This window comes from Roseibium sp. RKSG952 (assembly GCF_009711355.1).
The window spans coordinates 52,645-76,775 of sequence record NZ_SMMF01000950.1; the positions used below are offsets into that span (position 1 = coordinate 52,645).

The 24,131-nt window shown below is 54.4% G+C and carries 18 protein-coding genes and 1 pseudogene; 9 read left to right on the top strand and 10 right to left on the bottom strand.

The annotated features are described in order from the left end of the window. The 6 genes and pseudogenes from E1297_RS49960 to E1297_RS33075 all read left to right on the top strand — a co-directional run. Window positions 1-984: pseudogene (locus tag E1297_RS49960) on the top strand (hypothetical protein); the annotation flags it as partial. Between the two features lie 212 nt (window positions 985-1,196). Further along, window positions 1,197-2,267, top strand: coding sequence for an FHA domain-containing protein (locus E1297_RS33055; protein WP_155145604.1), 1,071 nt, complete (start codon window positions 1,197-1,199; stop codon window positions 2,265-2,267). 3 nt (window positions 2,268-2,270) lie between these two features. Next, entirely contained in the window at window positions 2,271-3,056 is a 786-nt protein-coding gene (locus E1297_RS33060) for a PP2C family serine/threonine-protein phosphatase (RefSeq protein WP_155145606.1), read from the top strand. Between the two features lie 26 nt (window positions 3,057-3,082). Next, window positions 3,083-4,345 (top strand): transporter substrate-binding domain-containing protein, encoded by a 1,263-nt coding sequence (locus tag E1297_RS33065; RefSeq protein ID WP_155145609.1) that lies wholly within the window; start codon window positions 3,083-3,085, stop codon window positions 4,343-4,345. Window positions 4,346-4,389: 44 nt separating this feature from the next. Continuing rightward, complete coding sequence (locus E1297_RS33070; RefSeq protein ID WP_155145610.1) at window positions 4,390-5,499, top strand: transporter substrate-binding domain-containing protein; 1,110 nt, start codon at window positions 4,390-4,392, stop codon at window positions 5,497-5,499. A 412-nt stretch (window positions 5,500-5,911) separates the two neighbouring features. Continuing rightward, window positions 5,912-7,483 (top strand): carbamoyltransferase C-terminal domain-containing protein, encoded by a 1,572-nt coding sequence (locus E1297_RS33075; RefSeq protein ID WP_155145613.1) that lies wholly within the window; start codon window positions 5,912-5,914, stop codon window positions 7,481-7,483. A gap of 19 nt (window positions 7,484-7,502) precedes the next feature. Here the strand turns inward: E1297_RS33075 and E1297_RS33080 are convergent, their stop codons facing one another. From E1297_RS33080 to E1297_RS33125, 10 genes are all read right to left on the bottom strand, one after another. Further along, window positions 7,503-8,663, bottom strand: a complete 1,161-nt coding sequence (locus E1297_RS33080) for a glycosyltransferase family 4 protein (RefSeq protein WP_155145615.1) — start codon at window positions 8,661-8,663, stop codon at window positions 7,503-7,505. Between the two features lie 70 nt (window positions 8,664-8,733). Then, window positions 8,734-10,044 (bottom strand): lipopolysaccharide biosynthesis protein, encoded by a 1,311-nt coding sequence (locus E1297_RS33085; RefSeq protein ID WP_155145617.1) that lies wholly within the window; start codon window positions 10,042-10,044, stop codon window positions 8,734-8,736. An 808-nt stretch (window positions 10,045-10,852) separates the two neighbouring features. Beyond that, window positions 10,853-12,040, bottom strand: coding sequence for a glycosyltransferase family 4 protein (locus E1297_RS33090; protein WP_244327975.1), 1,188 nt, complete (start codon window positions 12,038-12,040; stop codon window positions 10,853-10,855). Between the two features lie 69 nt (window positions 12,041-12,109). Further along, window positions 12,110-13,201: a glycosyltransferase family 4 protein gene (locus tag E1297_RS33095; RefSeq protein ID WP_155145619.1), complete on the bottom strand. Its 1,092-nt coding sequence runs from the start codon at window positions 13,199-13,201 to the stop codon at window positions 12,110-12,112. A gap of 211 nt (window positions 13,202-13,412) precedes the next feature. Beyond that, window positions 13,413-14,375: an NAD(P)-dependent oxidoreductase gene (locus E1297_RS33100; RefSeq protein WP_155145621.1), complete on the bottom strand. Its 963-nt coding sequence runs from the start codon at window positions 14,373-14,375 to the stop codon at window positions 13,413-13,415. Window positions 14,376-14,617: 242 nt separating this feature from the next. Next, window positions 14,618-15,745 (bottom strand): CDP-glucose 4,6-dehydratase, encoded by a 1,128-nt coding sequence (rfbG, locus tag E1297_RS33105; protein ID WP_155145623.1) that lies wholly within the window; start codon window positions 15,743-15,745, stop codon window positions 14,618-14,620. Window positions 15,746-15,752: 7 nt separating this feature from the next. Further along, a complete protein-coding gene (gene rfbF, locus E1297_RS33110) occupies window positions 15,753-16,562 on the bottom strand; it encodes a glucose-1-phosphate cytidylyltransferase (protein ID WP_155145625.1) in 810 nt (269 codons plus the stop codon). 87 nt (window positions 16,563-16,649) lie between these two features. Continuing rightward, window positions 16,650-17,006: a hypothetical protein gene (locus tag E1297_RS33115; protein ID WP_155145628.1), complete on the bottom strand. Its 357-nt coding sequence runs from the start codon at window positions 17,004-17,006 to the stop codon at window positions 16,650-16,652. An 87-nt stretch (window positions 17,007-17,093) separates the two neighbouring features. Beyond that, a complete protein-coding gene (locus tag E1297_RS33120; protein ID WP_155145631.1) occupies window positions 17,094-19,208 on the bottom strand; it encodes a nucleoside-diphosphate sugar epimerase/dehydratase in 2,115 nt (704 codons plus the stop codon). A gap of 802 nt (window positions 19,209-20,010) precedes the next feature. Next, entirely contained in the window at window positions 20,011-21,219 is a 1,209-nt protein-coding gene (locus E1297_RS33125) for a polysaccharide biosynthesis/export family protein (RefSeq protein ID WP_196223458.1), read from the bottom strand. Between the two features lie 682 nt (window positions 21,220-21,901). On the opposite strand from E1297_RS33125, the gene E1297_RS33130 reads away from it, so the two are divergent. The 3 genes from E1297_RS33130 to E1297_RS33140 are packed head-to-tail and all read left to right on the top strand — an operon-like array spanning window position 21,902 to window position 24,131. Continuing rightward, window positions 21,902-22,528 (top strand): sugar transferase, encoded by a 627-nt coding sequence (locus E1297_RS33130; protein WP_155145635.1) that lies wholly within the window; start codon window positions 21,902-21,904, stop codon window positions 22,526-22,528. Beyond that, entirely contained in the window at window positions 22,525-23,436 is a 912-nt protein-coding gene (locus tag E1297_RS33135; protein ID WP_155145637.1) for a methionyl-tRNA formyltransferase, read from the top strand. Before E1297_RS33130 ends, E1297_RS33135 begins: the two co-directional genes overlap by 4 nt. Then, complete coding sequence (locus tag E1297_RS33140) at window positions 23,436-24,131, top strand: PIG-L deacetylase family protein (RefSeq protein ID WP_155145640.1); 696 nt, start codon at window positions 23,436-23,438, stop codon at window positions 24,129-24,131. Before E1297_RS33135 ends, E1297_RS33140 begins: the two co-directional genes overlap by 1 nt.

The following is a 24,131-nucleotide window of genomic DNA, read 5'->3' on the forward strand; positions in this document are numbered from 1 at the left end:
GTTGTGGCGGTGGCAATCGCTGCAGGTGGCTTTTTCGTACTGTCGGGTGACAAGTCCGAACCCGAAGCCCCGGCAGAAACAGCTGAGGTAACTCCTGCACCTGAAACGCAAGCTCCGACCCCCGAGCCTGCTGAACAGACGGCAGAGACTCCGGCAGAACCGGCACCTGCGGCAGCGGAAGAAACAGAAACTGCCCAGAACAATTCAGCAGCACAGGAACAGCCTGTCGAGCAGGCACAAAGCGAACCTGTCGAGCAGCCTCAGACTGCGCCCGCCGAGGTTCAGCCGGAAGAAACGGCAACCGCAGCTGCAGAACCTTCTGCGGAAGAAGCCGCTACAGCCGCAGCTGAAACTCCGGCTCCTGCCACGCCCGTGAATCTGGCTGAGAACCAGGTTGCCTTTGGACACTGGGACGTCGAAATCCCATTTGCAACGGCCAAGCGGCGTGCCTCGACCGGCAGCACTATCGCGATTACCGGCGTCGATCCTAACCGGGACATGTCCGTCATCGGTGACTGGATTAAGCGCGGAGCAGCTATCTATACGCTGAACGGAAAACCGGTTCGTGCAGATGCAACCTTTGCTGCGCAGGTACTGGACGACCTCAAGGTGGATCCTGACGGTTATATTCGCGTCGCGGCGCGGTATCGCCCCATCGGTGAGACACGGGCCAAGAATGGTCTGCTCGCCCTGCCCGCAATCCGCATGTTCGGTCTAGAGAACGGGTATGGCCTGACCGTGCGCAATACCTCTGATGCAGGTTGGCAGACCGTTGTCACCAATGTGCCTGCTGCGCATGCCGGTGGGCTGCAACAAGGGGATATCTTGCTGCGGGAAAACAACACCGACACGGTCATCGATAGTCCGGAAAGTCTGGATGAGGCGTTGGCCCAGCTTGTTTCCAATGATCAACCCGAAGCGCGACTGACTGTTTTGCGCAACGGGGCCGAGACAACTGCTGTCATGCAGTTAGCGCAGGAGTAGTCTGACCGGTTCAATTGTAATCCGCCAGTGTGTGTTTTGCTGAGGGTGGCTGCCTGAACAGCCATCCTGACGGGGACCGGCCCGCCGCGGAAAGTAAGAGTTCTCTGGTTTTTTCAATCATCAGTACCACTGCGCAACTTGCGCGCAGAGGACAGTAGCAGACGCGTGGGTTCTCAACCCCCATGCCCAGAATTCAAAAAGGTGTCGACACCATGTTCAAATACAAAAGCCCTCTCAGCCGGCTTCTCGAAGGTGCCGGCAAAGCCAAAGAAGCCGAAACCGAGCAGCCCAAAGAAGAAGCCGCAGATCAGCAGGAACCAATTGCGGATTTCAATGCACTGCGTCAGGCGTTGGCCGGTGGTAATCTGTCATCCGATTCATACGAAGAATCCGATGAGCTTATCCCCGAAGAAAAGATGCCTGACTTCGCCGAGCGCGAAGAAAAAGCCGAAGAAGGCGAGATTGCCGAAGCTGAAGAAACTGTTGCTGAGGCACCGGCCGTCGAGGCAGAAGCTGTCGAAGAGGAACAAGTCGTCACCCTGCACGTGGCACCGACCGAGACCGCTGAAAGCACCGAAGAAGAAGATATGTTGGCTGCCGTCGCGCAGGCATCTGCAGACACAAGTGAAGAAATAGCTGAGACCCCGGCAGAATCTGAAACACCGGCAGAAGCTGAAGCGCCAGCAGAAGCTGTCACCGCTGAGCCTGAACCGGTTGCCGAAGCACCCGAAGCCCCGGTTGAGCCAGTTGAAGCTGAGCAGGTCGCAGCAGAACCTGAGCAAGATACACAGCCAGAACCGCTTGCAGCGCCAGCACCCGCCGAGGATCGCCGGTCGCGCGTCAAAACCACTTTCCTTGGCTTCGAACGCGCGGACACGCATGTTCAGGATCTGATGGAAAGCGCCGAACCGGTCGCCAAGACCGAAGCGGCACAAGAAACCTTCCCCGTAGGTTGGCTGGTCGTGACCAGCGGTCCGGGCCGCGGCTCCAGTGTTACACTGACCGAAGGGCTGATGCAGATTGGTCGTAACGATGATCAAGCCATTCAGCTTGATTTCGGTGACACGGGTATCTCGCGCAGCAACCATGCTGTGATTGCTTATGACCCGGAAGATCGCAAATGCTATCTGGGACATGGCGGTAAGGCCAACCTTGTGCGCCTGAATGGCAAACCGGTGCTTAGCACCATCGCACTGAACAGCGGAGACCTGATCCGTATCAGCGAAACCTCTCTTCGTTTTGCAGCCTTCTGCGACGATGGCTTTGATTGGCGGGACGCATAATAGATGCTGGCGACTCCGGCATATGACATTGCACTGATCCTGAACCAGGGTCAGCGCGAAACGCAGGAAGATGCGATCGCCGCTCGTGTCTTTGATGCTTCGAACTCGGGTTATGTTGTGGTGGCCGATGGTATGGGTGGCCACGAAGCGGGTGAAGTTGCATCAGAGCTGGTTCTTTCCGCCTGGAGAGAAGTGGTCGATACGCAGATGGAAGATCCCGATGCTGCCGAAGGCGCATTGATCGATGCACTGCCGATGGCTGCGATGCAGGCCAACGCAGCAATTGCCAATCACGGTGACGAACAGAGCCAGGGTTTCAGCATGGGTTCGACCTTGTTGGGCATGCTGCTTCTGGGGCAGCGGGTGTTCTGGATTTCGATCGGTGACAGCCCGATGTACCTGTATCGGGACGGCACACTGACCCAAATCAACGAAGACCATTCAATGGCACCCGAGATCGATGCGCAGGTCGCCAAGGGGATTTTGTCCCCTGACGAGGCGCGGTCACACCCCGACCGCAATCAGCTGACGTCGGTGATCATGGGTGCATCCATTCCCAAGGTCGATTGTCCCGAGGAGCCTCTGGTTCTGAATGCGGATGACATCCTGATCCTGGGCAGTGATGGACTGCAATATCTCAGCAATGACGAGATCCAGTCGATCCTGAATGATCATGCGCAGTCTTTATCTCAGGACATCGCCGATACCCTGCTGCAGGCGCTGCAGGCCAAGGAGGATCCCGACCAGGACAACGTTTCAATCGCCGTCGTCAAGCCGGCAGGACAATAACCAAAAAAGGCAAAGCAACAGGACTCATGCGAACACACCTGATCATATCCAGCCTGGCACTTGCTGCCGCGACGGGGGCAGCCTCGGCGCAAGAGGCTTGTTCAACATATGAAATCCAGCGCGGCGACAGCCTGCGGGAACTGGCAATCCAAGTCTATTCGACCGAAGATTACCGGATCATCTATGATGCAAACCGCGACGTGATCGGGTCCAACCCGAACATAATCCGGGTCGGCGACGTTCTGGAATTCCCCTGCCTAGAAGACGTGGGCCGCGCTATACCTCAGGGTGATACTGAAGCCGAGCGCATGGCCGCGGAAATGGCTGCTGAGCTGGTCAAAGCCGCCGAAGCACGCGCCGAGCAAGCCATTGCAGATGCCGAAGCGCGTGTTGCTGCAGCCGAAGCCGAGGCCAAGAAGACCAGCGAAGAGGCCGTGATTGCGGCCAAGGCAGAGGCGAAGAAGGAAATTGAGGCAGCCCGCGCCGAAGGTGCCGCGCTGATCCGCAATGCCACAAGCGGCGAACGCCCCGAGATCCGCGATCGCCAGCTGCTACTGATCACTGGCGGCAACTACGCCCCGTTCACCGACGAGGCCCTGCCACATCGTGGTCTGTATACCCAGTTGGTTGAAACCGCCATGTTCCGGGCCGCGCCAGAGCAGGCCTATAAGATCCAGTTCGTCAACGACTGGTCATCGCACTTGGATTTGCTGATGCCGACTTTGGCATTTGACGCCACCTTCCCTTGGTCGCGACCGAACTGTGAAGAAGCAGAGGCCCTGTCTGAAAAAGACCGCGTGCGTTGCGAAACTTACAACTTCTCGAACCCGTTTTATGAAGTTGTGGACACCTTCTTTGCCAAGGAAGGAAGCGGTTACGAGGAAACTCTGACCTATGCTGATTTTGCTGGCACCACGATTTGCCGTCCTGAAGGCTGGTCGCTGTCGCATATGGATGCGGTCGGCCTCTATGAACCAGCTATCACGATGCTTCGCCCGGTTGAGCCTGACGAGTGCTTCCACGCCGTCATGGATGGCCGTGCGGACATCGTCGCGATTGAGGCACATCTCGCGGTCGAAGCCATCAGTCGCCTCGGCTACGAACATCAGATCATCGAAAACCCCAACCTGGCGGCGGTAAAGTCGCTTAACGTCATGACCCACAAAGATAATCCAGATGGGGAAGCGATCCTAGAGACGCTTAATCAGGGTCTGGCGATCATGCAGCAATCGGGTGAATGGCGCGACATCGTGTCGACCGCCCTGCGTCATCAAATGGAAAATGGCTAAGGCCCCAAGAGGCCTGACAAAACAAAAGTCTGGAGGAAGTGGACATGTTTGAATTGAAACTGAAGAAAGCAGTGATGTCGGCCGCAGCCGTTACTGCGCTGAGCGCCGGTGCAGCCGCTGCACAGGAAGCTTGTACAAACTATACGGTTGTCGACGGTGACACGATGGCGACGATCGCCATCGCGGCTTACGGCACATCGAACTACCAGCCGATCTTTAACGCGAACCGTAACATCATCACTAACCCGAACTCGCTGGAGCCGGGCTTGGTACTGGCCCTGCCTTGTGAAGACGGTAGCCTGCCGAACGGCCGTTCGGCCCAAGAGATCATCGCGGCGGAAGAACAGCGTGCTGCAAGCGTCCAACGTTCGAGCGTTTACCAGCCGCCGATCAAGTTGGTCACCGGCAACGGCTGGGCACCTTTCGCGGATGAATCGCTGAACGGCGGTGGTGCGATTACCCGTCTGGGCACCACAGCGCTGCAGCGTGGCGGTAACGCGCGCGACTACTCGGTCAGCTTCGTAGATGACTGGAACTCGCACCTGGAAACCCTGCTGCCGCTCGGCGCGTTCGATGTATCGATGGCATGGAACATGCCTGACTGCACCAACCGTTCCTATGAGTGGTCTTGGGAAACCGAAGTACGCTGCACCCAGTTCGACTCGTCTGTTCCGGTGTATGACATTGTTGTCGGCTTCTACACCCTGCCAGAGAGCAACTACGCCAACGCCACCACCTTCGACGAGTTGAAAGGCGCAACCATCTGCCGTATGGACGGTTGGTTCATCCACGATCTGGAACAAGAAGGCCTGCACAACGGCGAATCCATGACCCTGATGCAGCCGATCACCGCGCGTGAGTGCCTTGATGCGGTTCTGACCGGTACCGCGGACATCGCCACCTTCGAAGTTCAGCTGTTCTCGGACACCATGTCGGAAATGGGCCTGAACCAGAACGACATGATCGAAAACCCATTCGTGACCTCGCTGTCGTCGCTGCGTTTCATCGCACACCGCAGCAACCCGTTCGGCAAGCAGTACCTGGCCATGCTGAACAAGGGTCTGAACGAGATGCGTGAATCGGGTGAGTGGTACGCCATCGTTTCCGATACCCTGCGCGAGCATAATGAAAAACTGATGGCAGCGTCGAACTGATCCCTCGGTTCACCTGTATAATCTGGGCCGGTCAATTGACCGGCCCTTTTTTGTTACTGGGTCTGGTCAAATCGGCTGATCCAAACTGCCAGCTGGACCTTTCTCCACAAATGAGTTTTGTGGTCCAATCGGCGTTAAAAACGCTCGCCCGACAGCTCGGGCACAACATTTACTTTGGTAAACAATGTCCGAAAATTTACCTTTCCGTTTACGAATGTCTGCCTAAGCCACCCGCCTCACTCACCGTGGTCAAAGTTAGTTTACAAGCCCTCCCTACCATCTGTTAGGCTGTATTTGAGCGGCTGATTTAGTTGGGCCGCATTTGTATTTTTGATTGTCTTCTGGCGTGCCTCCACGGTCTCTGGCGCGATCGGGATGTAAGTGGTTCGGCCAGCGTTGTGAGGTTCGTGAAATGAATATTCTGTCGTTTAAATCGGGTCATGACGGCACGGTTGCCGGTATCGACAGTGCCGATCAGAAACTGCTGTTTTCCTACGAGGCCGAAAAGAACAGTTTTCCCAGATACACCCCGGTAACTCCCGACACCTTCATTGACGCGGGGCTTTGGTTCAAAGACCTGCCGGATGTTTTGGCCCTCAGTGGCTGGTCAAGCAATGGATCGGATCATGTCACCACGTCGGGTGCGGGGTATTTTGGTGTAGGCCCTGGGTCCGAGAGTATCGGCAAACGCACGTTTTTCGGCAAGTCGGTGGACTATTATTCGTCGACTCATGAACGCGCGCATATCTGGTGTAGCTACGCCCTTTCACCCTTCCAGCAGGGTGAGCCATGTTATGTCCTGCTTTGGGAAGGCGCGTTGGGTGATTTCTATGAGATAGACGCCAAGCTCAATATTCGCCATCTGGGTCAGGTGATGACATCTCCGGGCACACGATTTGCCTTTCTTTACGCGCTGGCCGACCCGGACTTCCCGATTTCCGGCGGCGAGTTGCGGCCTGAAGATCCTGGACGGTTGATGGCCGCCTGTGCATTTGGTGAAAACGGCCCAGCGGACGAAGACGAACAAGCGCTGATTGATCAGGTTTTGTCCATTAACACGGCAACTGATCCGTTGCGCAAAAGCTCCTTTGTGAATTCGCCCTTTTTCAACATTGGCACTGACAGCCAAAAGCTGAAGAACCTCGCAACCAAACTCTCAGATGCCATTTTTGACCGGTTCCACCAGTTCGCAGAAAAGAACCTCAATCAAAGCTACCCGCTGCTTATCGCTGGCGGCTGCGGATTGAACGGACACTGGAACACACGCTGGAAAGAAAGTGGTTTGTTCCGTGAGGTGTTTATTCCCCCGACCACTGGTGATTCAGGTTGTGCAATCGGTACTGCCGTCGATGCTATGCGCCACTTTACCGGTCGCGCCAAGCTGGATTGGTCGGTCTATTCCGGTCAGTCATTCTGTGACGACAAGGTCGATACTGATGGCATCACCATGTCAGAGCTCAACCTCAAAGTCGTTGCGCAGGCCCTGATGGATGGTCAGATCATCGGCTGGACGCGCGGGAATTGCGAAATTGGACCACGAGCCCTTGGCAACCGTTCAATTCTGGCTGCGCCATTTTCCAGCGAAACGCGGGTCAGACTGAACCGCATCAAAGGACGAGCACTGAACAGTCCCGTCGCTCCATCAGTGCTGCAGGAAGACGCCGTCCAGCACTTTGATCTATCCGGTTCTTCACCTTACATGCTTGATTTTCATCGGGTCAAAAACCCGGATCTTGCTGCAATAACACATGTCGACGGGTCAGCACGCGTGCAGACTGTCGAGCGTGATCAGAACCCATTCTTCTACGATTTATTGAATGAGTTCAAAACGATCTCCGGTGTCGGCGTACTATGCAACACCTCTCTGAACTTCAAAAACTCGGGCTTTATCAACAAGACCAGCGATTTGGCGCACTATGCGCGCCAGGTTGGACTGGATGGGTTTGTTGCGGGGAACACCTATTATAAAATCGATGCTCCCTGACGCCTCGTTCTGTCAATCGTCAGGACAGCAACCGATCATAGATTTCGCAGACACCTTGGACGTGGATTGAAAGACCGAAGTTTTCGTTCGCATACGCTTGCGCGGTTGCCGAGATGCGATCGCGCAGCTCCTTGTCCTGGCGCAGTTGCTTAACGGGCTCAACGAACGCGGCCGGATCGAACGGATCAACCAGAAAGCCGTTTTCCCTATCCCTGATCGCTTCGATATTGCCACCATGGCGTGTCGCGACAACGGGTGTTCCCAGATACATCGCTTCGATGAGAGTGCGGCCAAAAGGTTCGTCCAACGCGGTTACCAGATTGGCATCCATCGCCGCCATATAGCCATCAATCGGTTGCCTGAATCCCATCAGATGAATGCTATCCGTAATGCCCGCATCTGCAGCTATATCGAGGCAGGATTGCTTCAGTTCTTCGTCTCGTTCAGCAACGCTGCCAAAAAGGAAGCCGTGAACCGGTACATCAGGCATCGCCTTCTGAATGGCTGCAATGACCTTAACGAAGTGATCAGGGCGTTTTCTGGTGACGAAATTCCCGAAATAGCCCAGCAAAATGGCGTTATCCGGCAAGTTCATCTCGGCAAGAACCGCTTGGCGGCTGGTCTCACGATCGGGCGGGTTTGGATTGAAATCAAATGGGCTGCGAACCACTGTAAATTTCTGATCAACCGATCGAAGCGGTTTGCTGGGTTTTGCAAACTGCGAGACGCTGATGATGTGATCAGAAAACAATGGCGCCAGCTTGTTGATGCCAAACGCGGTTGGATCCTGGCGATGATGCCAAATGTGTTTCTTGCCCCCCAGCTTGGTCGGCAACACCCAGTTGGCATGCATCCGGCCTTCGTTCGTGTGCACGATGTCGGGGTCAATGCGAGACAAGGTGGACACTAGACGGCGCATGCTAGAGATCATGTAAGCCCCCGCCCCGCAATCCTTGGGATAGCTCAAGCCCCCTGGCGACATCAGGCTGGGTTCTTCCAAAACCTCAAAATCCAGCCCAAGCGATTGCGCATAGTCTGCAGCAGGTCCAGCCTCATAGTGGATCAGGATGTGGGGTTCGTATTTGGACCGATCCAGCGCTGCTGCCAGCTTCATTGCTGAAACATGGCTACCGCCGATTACTGTGTCACCCTCAAAGGGGAATAGGATTTTCTTAGGCATTGGTATCTCTGGAAGCTCGTAAAACAGTTACTCGGTAAAACGGTGATCAGGTGTCGGAAGCTTTGACTTGTCATTTGTTCCTCGCCAGATATGCCCGGATGGACAGGATACATCCCAGCGTCCAGACGAGATTGAACAGCACATGTGTTAACGCAATGCCTTCGATCCCCAACCAATAAAGCAGCGGCAGGAACGAGATTGCAAAAATGCAGGTCGAAACGAAAGTCGTTCTGACCAATGCGCTATCCAATCCCATACTCAACAGTGCCGGGTTCAGAACCAAGGCGCCAAGATAAAGGACCGCGGCAAACATCAGGATGGTCATCACCGGCGCTGCCTCACGGAACTCAGGGCCAAACAGCAAAACCGCGATTTCCGGCATCTTCCACGCCAATGGCAAGGATACGATCAGAGAAACACCAAACATTGCGAAGGTGACATAGCGCACAAGACGCCAGAATTTTCCAAATTCGGCACTGGCCCAGAGGCGTGTCATTTCAGGATATAGAACCTGCCGAATTGGGGCGCCAAGCCGCACGACATTTGTCATGATGCGTTTGCCGACCTGATAGAAACCCACTGCGGTCACATCCAACATTGCGCCAGCCACGATCACATCCAGTCGTTGTGTCGATTGTCTGAGAATTACGTTGAAGTTTGAGTTCCAAAGAAAGCGCAGAAAACCCGGATTGTCTGAAAACGCCTGAGACAATTTCAGCTTCATAAAGGCCTGCAGGCTACGCTTTCGTAATTCATTCACTGCGAGGGAAAAGGCCACCAGCCCGGTCAGGACCTGATGCATCAGCATCAGCGCAAGAAATGCCCAGATATCGAGGCTGAGCATGTAGGCAATCACGATGCCAACAAAGCGCAGACCAGCTATCACCATGTCGGAAATCGCAAGGACATCGAACCTGTCAAAAATACGCAGTACCGCGATACCTGTTGGCCGAAGCGACAGGAACAGGCCGATCGCGACCAGTGAGATATACGATGAACCGATATCTTCTGGCAGCCCAATCAGCGGCGCCAGAGTGGGTGCTAACAACAGGGCAATTGTACCTGCCAGTAATCCACCAAGGATATCGATAACGACTGATAGCTTGACCAGATGACGAAAGCGCGATGTGTCATCCTGTGCGAGCGCTTCGCTCCCATACTTGATCACCGCTTGCCAGGGCTCCAACCTGAAAAGGCGGTCCAGAATCTGCACATATGCATCGACAAGAGCTAGAATCCCAACAGCCGCTGGGCCCAAGGCCCGAGCTGTAATGATCAGGCTGGCAAGGCCAAAGAAGGCAACAAGGATTTGGGACAAGAACAGCCATGACATGTTCTTGGCAATTCGCTTCACCAATGATTTGGAACGAGAGCCGGTCATAATCTCAATCTGAAACGTTCTGGAATACTAAAACGAACATCCCAGAACCGGGTCGGTAATTAACCCATGGCACCAGGTACAGTTTAAACACCTTTCTGTTTCTAAAACGTCCTCAGATGATTCTGATTGTCACTATTCTTATCATTTAGTTTGCTGAAATTATATCGCTGCACAAAAACACAAATTGATTTTGGGGTCCGGAATTAGCTTTCATAGGTAACCAAACTTTGACGGTTTCGACGTCGCATCAGAGGGTTTGCCTAACTACTCTGCACCAATAGCCAGCAGACCGGAGCCACAAACTTCTAAGAACAAGCCCCTAAAAACCTGAAAGTTTCTAGGTGGTGAATTCTTCAATGTATCGCAGCCTCAGCAACAATCAGCCAATCACCAGTGCATTGTAGTCAATTCCGGCTTTGGTCGAAAGTTTACGAGACTAAATCGCCAAATCGGAAAGCTATTTTCGAAAACCTTGGATGCCGTGCCGCGCAATCGTTTGCCCGAAAACACCATGGATCGCTTTGATGGCACATTCGAAAATTAAGCCTACCCACAAAGAAAAATGACCAGCACCCCATATGCTGGTCATTTTCAGAGTGAGTGGTCAGGCTAAGCGCCTCACCGGTCTTCATTCAAGTTAACCTTACGCTAGTCGATCGCCCCCATTCTGGGTATTAGGGGTATCCCGTAGGTCGGTGGATTTTCTTTGCTACAAGAAGATCAAATTTCGCATTTGTACGATCTTGTTGACCGCATGATCACCCAAAACTGGTCATTTGCTCATATCTTAAATGGTTAATATGAATGGTCAGAGGGTCTCACCATCCGCCAGCAAACCCATCTTTCCCAGAAGGATGGTGTTTATCCTTCTGACGTCGAAATCGGACACAGCCCTGTCACGCGATGCCTGACCCATTTTGACGATCAGCTCGGGGTTCTCAACAAAGCGCGCCATAGCCTCACACAGTTTGTCCGGGCTGCGAACCGGGATCACATATCCGGTTTCTCCGTCAATGACCGGATCTGCACATCCCGGCGCGTCAGATGTTATCACCGCTCGTCCCGTCGACATGGCTTCGAGAGTGGCCCGCGGAATTCCTTCACGGTAGGCTGTCGGCAATACAAATACGGAACAATTGGCCAGATACGGCCTGACATCTGCCGTTTCCCCCAGATACTCGACAATGCCCTCGCGAGACCATTCATCGATATCTCGCTGACTGACGGAATCGGGGTTTGCATCCATCGGCCCCAACAGCTGGCACCGGGCCTCGGGATGTCTGCGTTTCAACTCCCGCGCAGCCTCGACAAAATCGAAGACACCTTTCTCACGCAAAAGACGCGCGATCATCAAAAAAACCGGCGCCCCGTTGGGGGGATTGGAAAACGCATAGGAATCAAGATTCACACCAGAGCCGGGTACGATGCTCAGCTTCGTGGCATTGTTGATCAGTCTTCTTTCGCGAAACTCTTTCTCGTCGGCCTTGTTATAGACCAGAACCTCGTCGACACCTCTAAGCGCGCTTCGGTACAGGAACGATGACAGTGTCCTTACCACACGACGTTTCAGGGTTAAGTTGTGGGTACTATACACATAACCCAACCCGGTATTCATCGCGTATATGCGCGGGACACCCGCAATCTTGGCAGCGAGGCATCCGTAAATGATCGGCTTGATTGTGTATGGGAAGACAATATCCGGCTTGAACTCTTTGAACACCTGCACCAACGCACGCAATGTACGTAGGTCCCTCACAGGATTCATACCCGCGCGGGCCAGCGGAAACTGAACGAATTTGACCCCGATCTCCTTCAATGCGCGTTCCGTGGGTTCATGCCGCTCCGGGCCGCATGCGATCACTTCTGCCCGTTCGGACAAATCCCTCAGCAAATCATATCGGAAATTCAACAGCGACGACGTAAGGTTGGAGACAACCGCTATCTTTGGCCTCGTTTGGTTCGAAGATATCTCGTGAGATTTCAGTGTCTGCAACAAGACGAACTCCCATTGATGCCCCGCGCTCTGCGATCCGCAGGTTTATCCAGAAATCTGGTTGATTGGCGGTCACAATGCATGATGAATCTGCCTGATCGTGTTGTCTTCGATGACTTCATCCCACACCGCCAGAATGTTGTCCGGGGCAAGCCAGCTCAGGTTTTGTGCAAAGGACTGCCGCATCCTGTTCAGCGTTTCCGGTTCTTCACAAAGCCGGATCACCGCCGCTGCCAATGCATCGACATCTTCAGGTGGCACCAACAGCCCATTGTCATCGTGCCGGATCAGCTCACGCGGACCGTTGGGGCAATCGAAGGAAACAACCGGCAACCCGGTGACGGTTGCTTCGGCAACAACGTTGGGAAAACCCTCAAATCGCGATGGGAACACCAGCAAGTCCGCACCTGCCATCCAGGCACCCGGCGATGAACTCGCACCCGGCAATGAAACCGCATCCCAAAGGCCAAGCTGATCGCGCAAGTCTTCCAGCGCCGTTCTTTCAGGCCCTTCGCCGTAGATTGTAAGCTTGGCCGCGGGATTGGCCCGGAGTATCTGAGGCATCGCCTGCAGCAAGAGATCAAACCCCTTTTGACGATCCAGGCGGCCAACTGCGACGAGTTGGTTATTCCCCTTTCCCAGTCGATCTCGAATGCCGTCCAGCGGGGCACACGGATTCGGAACAACTTGCGCTTTGCGCTGTAGGGATCGGGGCAAATCCTGACTGGCACGCTCGGTCTGCATCACGATGGTTCTGGCCCGATGCGCCAGAAGATTTTGCGCGTGGCGCCATATTGGATGGGCATTCTGGGCCTTTGGATTGTTCCGTTCTGAAATGATGATGGGAACCCGCCACCCCAGCACTGCAGCCAACGCCAACACGTTGATCTTGGTAAGAAACGTAATCACGAGGTCCGGTTTCACTTCACGAATGACCTGACGAATATGTTGCAGACGCGCCCATTGTCCGCGGGCCTTGGGGTCGTCACTGGCCACCATCAACGTCACATCGTCCGGAAAAGAAAAGTAAGATCCCCCTTCCGGCATCGTCAACCCGGCGACATAGACATCGTCGCCCATACCGGATCTGTGCGCGGCGAGAATGGAAACGATTTTTTCGGCACCACCCGCACCGAAACCACCCTGAATAATCAGAATTTTCACTTCGCTCTCCTCGAGATCTTTTGGCCCTTTTGGGATAAGGGCGCTGAAGCGGCGCACAACGTGAACTGCCGGGGCTTTAACGGGTTCGGGCTGTTCATGCGTCCTTCGACAATGAGACCATTTAATTCTTCCAACGCCGCACGGACGCGGTCATAGGACAACCAGACCCGGGTCATTTTGTGATTAGCAGGTATCAGGATCGCTACGGCTGTCATGCGCTCTGCCCCGTCAAAACCTTTGACCTCATAACATTCCGGGACCATTCAACCGTGTCCCGCAGGCCTTCCTTCAGCGCCGTCTTTGGCGCCCATGGATACCGGGATTTTATTAGCGAAGGATCATTCACCAGTTTCATCACCGGGCCGGGTGGCGAACCATATTCAATCAGTTCGGCAGGGGCCCCGGTCAGTTTTACAAGGTCCTCCACCACATCTCTGACCTTTGTCGCCGTGCCAGTACCGATGTTTATAACCGGACTTCCAGCCGACGGATTATCTGCAAGCAACAGAAGGGCGCGGACCACATCGTTGACATGAATAAAGTCACGCACATCATCCGGTCGTTCGATATGTACGGCTTGGCCACGCAGCAGATTGTCAACAAGGTAGGGAACAAGCTGAGTTCCCGTTTGACCCGGTCCGTATGTCAACGACAGTCGCGCGGTGACTACAGTAAATGGCAAGCGCAGACGCAACATTTCGAGGTACTTTGTGCCTGCCAGCATCGACGCCCCGTAGCTGTCGCGCGGTTGTTCACGTTGAGCCTCAACATAGGGTACCGGGTTACCGCCATACTCCGCATTTGTACCCAGTCGGATGAATGATCGCGGGGGGGATTTGCAAACTGTGGCAGCTTTCAAAACACCTAACAGAGTAAGCAGGTTTTCCTGCACACTTTCAAAAGAACCCTCTAGTGCTGCATTTGCCTGCACCTTGATCTGCGCGGCTGCATGGAACACCACCTGGGGCTGACAGGTCTCAAAAATCGACTGCACATAGGCTACATCCGTCAACTCTGCGCGCACCACTTCTACAGACGAACTCACGTCCGAAAGCTTCTCGAGCGAGGAGGAAGGACGTACCAATGCAGTGACGTCATCACCACGCGTCAGGCATGTTCTGACTAGGTGAGAACCAATGAAACCCGTTGCTCCGGTGATCAGAACACGCGTCATCGTTCAACTCCAGCATCCGACCTACAAAAGGCCGGTGCAACAAGGCTTACACTTAACCAAATGCAGCCTTTCGAACGTGACGCTATGTAGAGAAGCGCAGCGAGCCTTTCCTGCATCTCGCGCAGATGGACCCCCATCTGGGTCGAAGTTCTTAGAACCACCAAAACGGAGTCGGCCACTTCCCGATTGCCTACCGTTTGCCCATAATACACTAACAAAAACCGTCTCCTAAAACACACGACCTACTGGGCCGCGACTGTGCAGTCACTGAAATCTGCTGGTGACGAAAAATCTTCAAAGATACTGATCTGCTCAGCAGTCATTTGTATAATATCTGCCGAGGCGGCATAGGCCTTATGCCAGTCTACGGTCATCTCAATACCCGTTTGCAAATCCAGACGCGGATGCCAGCCTAACCGGCTTTGCGCCTTGGTAATGTCCAAACGTAATGTTCGCGCCTCGTGCGGTGCATCATCATATTTGTCAGAGAAACTGAACTCGGGCGCGCCTGCCCCCCAGGCGCGCCGGACTATATCCGCCAATTCCCTAACATCCACCGTGCCTGAAACATCAGGTCCGAAATTCCAGGCGCCGGCAAACTCCGGACCGTTACTCAAAATCTTATCAGCAACCTGCAGGTAACCCGATAGCGGCTCCAAAACATGCTGCCACGGGCGGATGCTGTCAGGATTGCGAACCACAACTGGCAGGTTTCGCTCCCAGGCGCGGATGATGTCAGGCACAAGGCGATCTTCGCTCCAATCCCCACCACCAAACACATTACCTGCACGAACAGTCGCCAATTGCGGTCCATCCGGATCGGCAAAGAACGAATGGGCGTAGGACTGTGCTACAAGCTCGGTTGCGCCCTTGGACGCACTGTAAGGATCCTTGCCACCCAACGGGTCGTTCTCACGGAACCCCCGAATCCCTTCGCGGTTGTCATAGCACTTGTCGCTGGTCACCACGACCACCGCCCTCAAGGACGGCATTCTGCGAGCAGCTTCCAGAACGTGAACCGTGCCCTGCACATTTGTCGCGAATGTCTCAACCGGTTCACGATAAGATTTTCTCACCAGCGGTTGCGCGGCCATGTGAAAGATCACTTCGGCATCCACATCCTGCAACGTCTTATTCAGCGCCGTAGCATCCCGGATATCGGCGAAACGGCTATCTGTAATCTGTTCGATACCGCATGCTGCATAGAATGACGGACCGGGCTCAGGCGGCAAAGCCAGACCGGTCACATGCGCACCCAGCCGGGTAAGCCAGGCAGACATCCAACCGCCTTTGAAGCCGCTATGCCCTGTCACGAGGACACGGCGACCGGAAAAGCGGCCGCCGAATATCTGATCGGAATGATCAGTCATGAATGCCTCAGATTGCTATGGCCGGGTACTCGGCGGATGGTTTTGTATTGAACTGCAGCCATGGCGGGGTCTCGCCCTCACACAGAGCATCCAGAGCGTTGCGATCCCGAATGGTATCCATCGGACGCCAGAAACCATCGTGGCGATAGGCCATCAACTCACCATCCCGGGCCATCTGGCTTAGCGGTGATTGCTCGAGTGGCTCCATATCGTCGACCATGTAGTCCATCACACCCGGTTCAAACACAAAGAACCCGCCATTGATCCAGGTTTCGCGACTGCGCACTTTTTCTGTGAACGCATCCACGCGATCGCCTTTCAGCTCAATGCTCCCGAAACGTGCAGGAGGTTGAACCGCGGTAACGGTCGCGAGCTTGCCATGGGATTTGTGGAAATCGATCAGGGCGTTGATATCGATGTTTCCCAGACCATCTGCGTAAGTGCACATAAAGGTCTCGTCTGGGTCCAACCATTCCTTGAGGCGGCGAATGCGCCCGCTGGTCATCGTGTGGGTCCCGGTGTCGACAACAGATACATTCCAGCCGCCCGGTGCAGACGGCACAAGCTTGAGTTCACCTGTGTCTAACGAAACAGAAATATTGTTCGCAATCAGGTGATAGTTGGCAAAAAACTGCTTTAACATCAGAGATTTATAACCGGCAGCAACAACAAAATCGCGGTGCCCGAAGTGGCTGTAGATATCCATGACACGCGCGATGATGGGGCGGCCTCCGACCTCGACCATGGGTTTCGGTATCGAGACCGTTTCCTCGGCCAGTCGAGACCCCAGTCCCCCTGCAAAAAGTACCGTTTTCATTTGTGCCACTCCCTCAAAAAACCTTTTACTAAAATCTGCACATCTGCGCCGGTGGAGCGCAAATTGGTCGTACGGTAACGAGCGGGCTCAGTTGATTGGACATGGTCGATCTACCTCACCTGCTATTTTCGAGTATATCACACCCTGATCGTAACGGTTATCTAACCCTGAATTTCGCCCCAGGCTGCGCCCGTTTGTTTCCGCATCGCGCAACAATGACTCTTCCAGCGCTGAATCATATCCGGGCAGGAAAGCGGCGAGAGGATTGGAATCAATCAGGGCCTTCAATTCAACTGCGCCGTTCATCTTGTTCTGTTTCGACAGATCTGGATCGGTAAACAACTGTAAACCGGGTGCCAGATATGGCGCCCCCAGAAGTCGGGCGAAACGATCTGCATGAGAACGGGTAGTAGCGATACCGCCAACATGGTTTGACCCAGGCATTTTTAGCTCGCTCCGAAGAGCTTTGGTTACTCGTAGCTTTTCCGGCCCTCGGAAGGGCCGGAACTTTCAACAACTTATACAATAATTTTAGCGACCGGCGGTGATCGTTTCCAATGCATCCGGTCGTGTAAAGCCACCGACCAGGCTCTCAGTTGGCACAGGTTTGATGTTCGGTTTGCCCGGACGCGCGGTCAGTTCTTTTGCATCGATTGGCCGCAGACCGTTGGCACCGTAACCCGGCACCAACTCTTTCAGCAGCTTCTTGACACCTAAATCGTTCCCGTCATGTGCGGCCTGTTCCAACTTAAGGATCATGGCGCGCAGACGGGCAGCCGAGACACCCTCGGGGATTGCCGAGGCTACACCAGGAATTCCGCTTTCGCGGTGATCTTCGGTGACGTCGAACAGTTCTTCGAACAGTTTTTCGCCCTGACGAATACCAATGAATTTGATGTCTACATCTTCATAGGGAACCAGACCCGCAAGGCGGATCATGCGCTCGGCCAGATCGACAATCTTGACCGGGCGACCCATGTCCAGAACAAAGATCTCACCATGGCTGTTCTCGAGTGTCAGGCCTTTAGCTGCGGCAACCAAAGTCAACTGGACAGCCTCACGAATGGTCATGAAGTACCGTTCCATTTTGGGATCGGTAACCGTCAATGGACCACCTTCGGAGATCTGGCGTTGGAACAACGGGATCAGCGACCCGGACGACCCAAGAACGTTGCCAAAGCGGACCGAGAAGAAACGCGTTTCTTCGTCAGTCTCATTCGTGACGCGGTCTTGCGCCTGCACGTAGAATTCAGCGACCCGCTTGGTCGCGCCCATGACGCTAGTGCTGTTGACGGCCTTATCGGTCGAAACCTGAACCATTGCGATAGCACCCACGTTACGCGCTGCATCAGCCACGTTGCGGGTTCCGATCACGTTGGTCAGAACGCCTTCGCATGGGTTCAGTTCAACCATCGGAACATGCTTCAGTGCTGCGGCATTGAATACCAGCTCGGGGCGATGGCGTTCAAAGATCGCATTCACCCGTCCCGCATTCCGAATATCAGCCACGTAAATACGGCGGGCAACATCAGGGAAGTTCTGACCCAAGTCCATATCGATCGAATAGGCGTTGTATTCGGTGTTTTCGATCATCACCAGCTCAGCCGGTTCGAATGAAGCGATCTGACGGGTCAGTTCGCTGCCGATGGATCCACCCGCACCAGTGATGAGCACACGACGCCCCTGGAACATCTCGCGCAGCATCGAGCGCTCAACCGCCTTTTGCGGGCGGTCCAGAATGTCTTCCGGATTGACTGTACGGATACCGTTGTTTTCGGTGCCCAACTCTTCCAATCCGGTAAGACGGGACACGGTAATGCTGTTAGCTTCTGCCCAGCGGGTCAGCTTGCGAATACCATCGCTTTCAAAATGGGTTACCGGTTCAGTCAACAACAGGCGTTGCGGCAGCTCATCATAGTACTTCAGCCGTTCGATCGCCGCGTCCGCATCCAGCAAAGATCCGATGATCTTTACATCGTGGAAATACAGGCCTTGCGTATTGCGCGCATCATCGATGATGCCGACCGGCTGATACTTGGATTCCGTATTCCGCAGAGAACGGACAAACAAGTCGCAGCTTGCACCTGTACCCACGAGGATCACAGGAATCTTGCCATCGCCATCGGTCGATTGCGATTGCGTCATACGGGTCAGTTCGGTGCTGCGGGCAAGCACGCGCAGTGTTCCGAATGCAGGCACAACAAGCAGGAACTGAATGAAGTAAACCGCGAGAGGAATTTGCGCGGTAGCCTGAACTGCAGACCCCAGCAACGCCAGTGCACCAACGGAAAGGGCCGAAGCGCGAACGATCAGGGTCACATCACGCAGGGATGTTGAACGTGTGTGACGCTTGTAGATGCCGGACATGGGCAAAATCGCCAATGCAATAAGACAGGACATCAGCACCAGTGGCACCAAAACCGATCCAAACTGCGCAGGCAAAGCACCGCCATTGGCCAGAACAACCGCCATCACAACCGAGATCGCGGATGCCGCAACATCACCAATCACAAGCCGGCGATTGGCGCTCAGTTCAGCGAGTTTCTGCTTCAGCTTCGGCCGAACGCCCGCGAACAATTGTTCGGGTTCAACCAAGTTGTCTTTTTCAAGTCCACTTTTGAGCTTAACCAATTCTTGCTCGTACATACTCAGAACTCCGGCGTAAAATTGCCCCAAACCACTCGACTCAATTGAATCGGCCCAAAACCACAGGCCCAATCCTCAAAGCCACACTACTGCACCGACGCAAACCACGCGCCGGCTGCTGATTGTTATCGTCTAAAAGTCCCCCTACGGTTCAGGCACGTTACAATCTGCACCCAGAACCAAGACCCCCTTCTCACTCGTACACACCAAAATACAAAAACAACGCAGCCAAACATGCGGCCTTGTCAATTTACTATGCGTCAACGCTATCACACCAATATGGGGATAAAAAACTATTTTTCATGCTGACGACACCGTTCAGACAAAGAAATGCCTTTTTTCCGAGCCGGTACGCCAGTTTTTCATCAAGAAGCAAGCTTTCCTTCGCGCCCGTATTTTGACTGATTCCAGCAACCTGTGCCGTTAAACACCCCTTTTGTTTCTTTATGCGCAACAGAACATGCCGCCAAAGGCCCCAAGAAATCAGACGATTCGTTGCGCTTTTTCGGCTGCGCAGCCACCCAAGGTTTACAAGTTCCAGGATCTGTGGCCGTACAACGAGGCCATGTTGTAGGCATAAAATTAGCCCATCTCACTGACGCGAGCATCCTTCAGACCGGGGCGTTCAACTTTTCTTGCAACGGTGTCGGGAGCTGATCGATGGACCCATGTATTTGCTCATTTTACAGCACTCATGATGATGGGATCTACCGAACGGGCCAAATTCAAGGACAGAGCGCAACTTGTAACCTAACAGTGCTCACTGTCTTGAATTGAAGCCGGGACTACACGAACCCGGCGGTCAGTTGGATGTAACGATGATAGATCTGATCACTTCGACCGTATCACCGGGCATCAGCCGATCAGCCGCCTGGAACCGTTGCACCTGCCCGTCTTCACCACGGGTCACCGCAAACTCAATCACCGTTTCACTGGCAACGTCGTCATCACTCAGAAAACCGGCTGCGGCCAATTCCCCGTGCAGGCTGGACGCTGTCGCCAATCGGGTTTTTAACGAAGCCAGTTCACTCTCGACCCTGTTCAGTTGAACAAGTGCATCAGAACGGGCATTGTCATCCAGTTCCAATTCGTCCCGTTCAGCCCGGTTCAGTTCCTGCCGCGCTGTCATCAGCGCGATTTCCTGGTCCAATCGCTTGGTTTCGAGATCGTTCAGCATATTCGTCATACTTGTGACGCGGTTCGAAACCGTCAGCCCTTTTTCCTTGAGCGCTGTCAGGTTCTCAAGCTCACGGCTGATGTTCTCAATCTGCGCATTGCGCAACTCAAGCTGGATGGTCAGGCTTGAAATCTGTTCCTTCAGCATGCTCTGCAGATCCCGAATGCGATCACCCAATCCTTCGCGGGCATTCAGCGTTGCAGCCAGAATTTCACCTTCCAATCCTTCGGGGGATTCTGGTGCGCCTTCTCCACTTTCGCTCTGCTCAAGACTGGCCAGATCGGCCAACAGTCTTTTCTTTTCGTCTTCCAGTTCCTCGATCTGGGTCGACAAGAGCCGTATCTCGCCCCCCATTCTGAGAATCTGATAGTCGTTGTTTGACGTGAACTGGATTGGCGGACGAATGGGACCACCCGCCAGAGCAAGCAACTGCTGAGCCGTCATTCCAGCCTGATAGTCATACGCACCCGGAGAGTTCACATCACCCAAAACGTAAACCGGCAGATGACCCACAACCTCAAGCGCGATCTTTGGCGGCTCGATCATACCGATTTGGCGACGCAGCTTTAACTCGAGCGTCTCAGCCAGTTCCGCAGCAGTCTGACCTTCGGCTGCGACCTCTCCGACCAAGGGAATCATCAGGGTTCCGTCGCGCGCGACCGTATATTCGCCGGACAACCCATCCCAACGAAGATATGAGGAAGAGTTCAGATCCCAGCGCATGGCGCGTAGTGAAATTTTATCCTGATGATGCAGACGATAACTCTCTGCCGCCACAACGGTGGCAGATAACACGAGCAGAAGCCCCGCATACAATATCTTGAAACAGCTCAACAAACCCTGTCTCCCAAACTCACTACAACAAACATCACGGCCCGGATTCTAGAATAACGAAGCCGATAAACTCAAATCAAATCCCACACACCGCCCAAGGCATCACACGCAATCGGGCGGCAACTGCTAAACGTATACACACATTCACCCGATGGGCGAACTACCTAAAGGATAGTGGTTGCCAGTGTTTCTGACAAGCGAGCGCTCAAAGTCGATTGGTGCAAAAGCTCTGGTCAGTCAATGTAACTGACGTCCGGGCTATCGCCTCCGAATGCCCCCCGAGGATGATCTGCGCCTGATCAATCTGCATGACGCCGCAAAAGTCGGGGCATGATGCGGAACAAGAATTGCGGTGGTTCCTTTTGGATGGATCACACGACCCTCTCACTCATTATCGCACCTGGCAGGACAATCAGAGATTCACGCAAGAATCGTTGCTGAATTCCACCCGAAATTTTCCGCAAGTTAACGTTTACAAAACCCTTTTCGCCCGAATCTAGATTTGCGCCGCAGAATTCTTGCAAATCAAAATGAACTGGCACAAATTGAACTCATATTCTCCACCTGATCGCGAGGTATGGCCTCTGGGTGGGCGAAGTTTTTTCGACGAACGACGCAAACGTTCGTAGTTGTTGTGTTTATAGTGAGTCGCGGGATTCCGCGATTTGGGTTGGATTAAGTTGTGAACAGGTTTCTTGAAATCCTGATATGCCTGACATTGGGCGTGCTGACATTGCCCTTTTTTCTGATTGGCTGCGTCATCGTATTTTTCTCGGTGGGCACACCGCTGATGTTCTCTCAGATCAGATCAGGCCAGAGCGGCCATGATTTTCAGCTGTTCAAGCTGCGTAGCATGAAAGAGACCCGCGATCCCGAAGGGAAGCTCCTGCCAGACTCAGCGCGACAAACCCGGGCGACTGCTATCATCAGGCGCTTGCGGATCGATGAACTGCCCCAACTGGTTTTGGTACTTCAGAACAAGATGGCGTTGGTTGGGCCCCGCCCATTGCTGCCGGCGACGATCAAAGATTTCGGGTCTGCAGGACAATACCGCTGTTCTGTACGGCCGGGGCTGACAGGATGGGCACAGGTCAGTGGTAACACCAATCTCAGCGACTCCGAGAAACTTCAGCTTGATCTTTGGTACGTCGCCCACCGCTCACTGGGTCTGGATTTGCGCATTCTGGGCGAAACGCTCGGGGTCGCAGTGCGCGGAGAGCGTCGTCGCACCGACCGGATCGCGACGGCAAACGAATGGTTAAAGGACCATAAATTCAAGAATTTCAATCTGCAGGAGATACCCGCGTGAAGATCGTATTTGTAGGTGCAGTTGAATCTTCCCTCGGGGCTCTGGTTTCGATCTGTGCCGCAGGTCACGTACCGAGTCTTGTGGTGACGATCCCTCCACACCTGGGCTCGCGGCACTCTGACTATGTCGATCTGTCCCCGGTTGCGCGCAAATACAATGTGCCGGTGCTGTTTACCGAGAAGACGAACTCAACCGAAACCATAGACCAGATTGCCAGCTTTGAACCTGACCTGATCCTGGTCATAGGTTGGTCTCAGATTTGCGGCCCTGAATTCCGTGCAATACCGCGTCTGGGATGTATCGGATTTCATCCTTCGGCCCTTCCGCGGCTGCGCGGGCGCGGTGTCATTCCATGGTCCATCCTGATGCAGGAAAGCAGCGTGGGGTCTTCGCTGTTCTGGCTGGGTGAAGGGGCCGATGATGGACCTATTGCGGCGCAGGCACGATATGCAGTCGACCCTGAAACCGTGACTGCGCGTGAACTTTACGACCGCGCCTTGCGGGCAGTGTCTGGCCTGTTGCCACCGCTCCTCACGCAGATCGCCGACGGAGATATACCAGCAGAACCTCAAACGACAGCAGGTGTCAGCCTCTGTGCCAGGCGCCGGCCCGAGGATGGGTTGATCGATTGGTCACGCTCCGCCCAGGAAATTCACCGCCTGATCCGCGCCTCGGGGCCACCCTACCCCGGCGCATATTCATTTGGGTCTGACGGTCAGTGCATCGTGATGACAGCCGCAAAATACACCGAACCCGACGGATATTACATTGGCCTGCCCGGCCAGATTCAGGCAATCGACGATCAGGCCTTCACCGTGGCCTGCGGCGACGGCCGCTGTCTTGATATTCTGGAGTGGTCCGGAGCCGAAAAGCCACCCGCATTGCATTCAAAATTAAGGAACGCCTGATGATCGCCACTGACTTGTTCAACGCAGGTAAAGGACCGGTCCTTGTTGTCGCCCCTCATCCCGATGATGAGGTCCTTGGCGTTGGTGGTACTATTGCGCGCCTTGCGGATGCCGGGCGCGATGTCCACGTTGTGGTGGTGACGCGAGGAGGCCCACCCAAGTTTCCGCTCGAACAGGTCCAGCGCATCGCAGCCGAGGCTAAACAGGCCCATGATCTGCTGGGTGTCAAACAGACCCATTGGCTGGAGTTTCCAGCCGCCGAGCTGCCGGAACTGCCACATTCGGCCCTGAATGCCAGCCTCGGGAAATTGGTGAGCGAGCTGGGCCCTGAGCTGATCTTTGCTCCGCATCCTGGCGACATCCACATGGACCATCAGCTTAGCTTTCTGTCGACACTGGTGGCCAGTCGGCCGCATCAAACAGATTATCCCGCCACAATTGCAGCCTACGAGACGTTGTCTGAAACAAACTGGAACGCGCCCTATCTGACGACGCCCTTCGTTCCGAACGTTTTTGTCGATATATCCGAAACCATCGACCGCAAAATTGACGCCTTTGCGCTGTTTGCAAGTCAGGTCAAACCCGCCCCGCATGAACGATCCGTCGAAAGCCTGCGCGCCCTTGCGACGTTGCGTGGAGCGACCGTGCACCGGCCCGCTGCCGAAGGTTTTGTTCTGGTCCGGTCGGTCATTTAG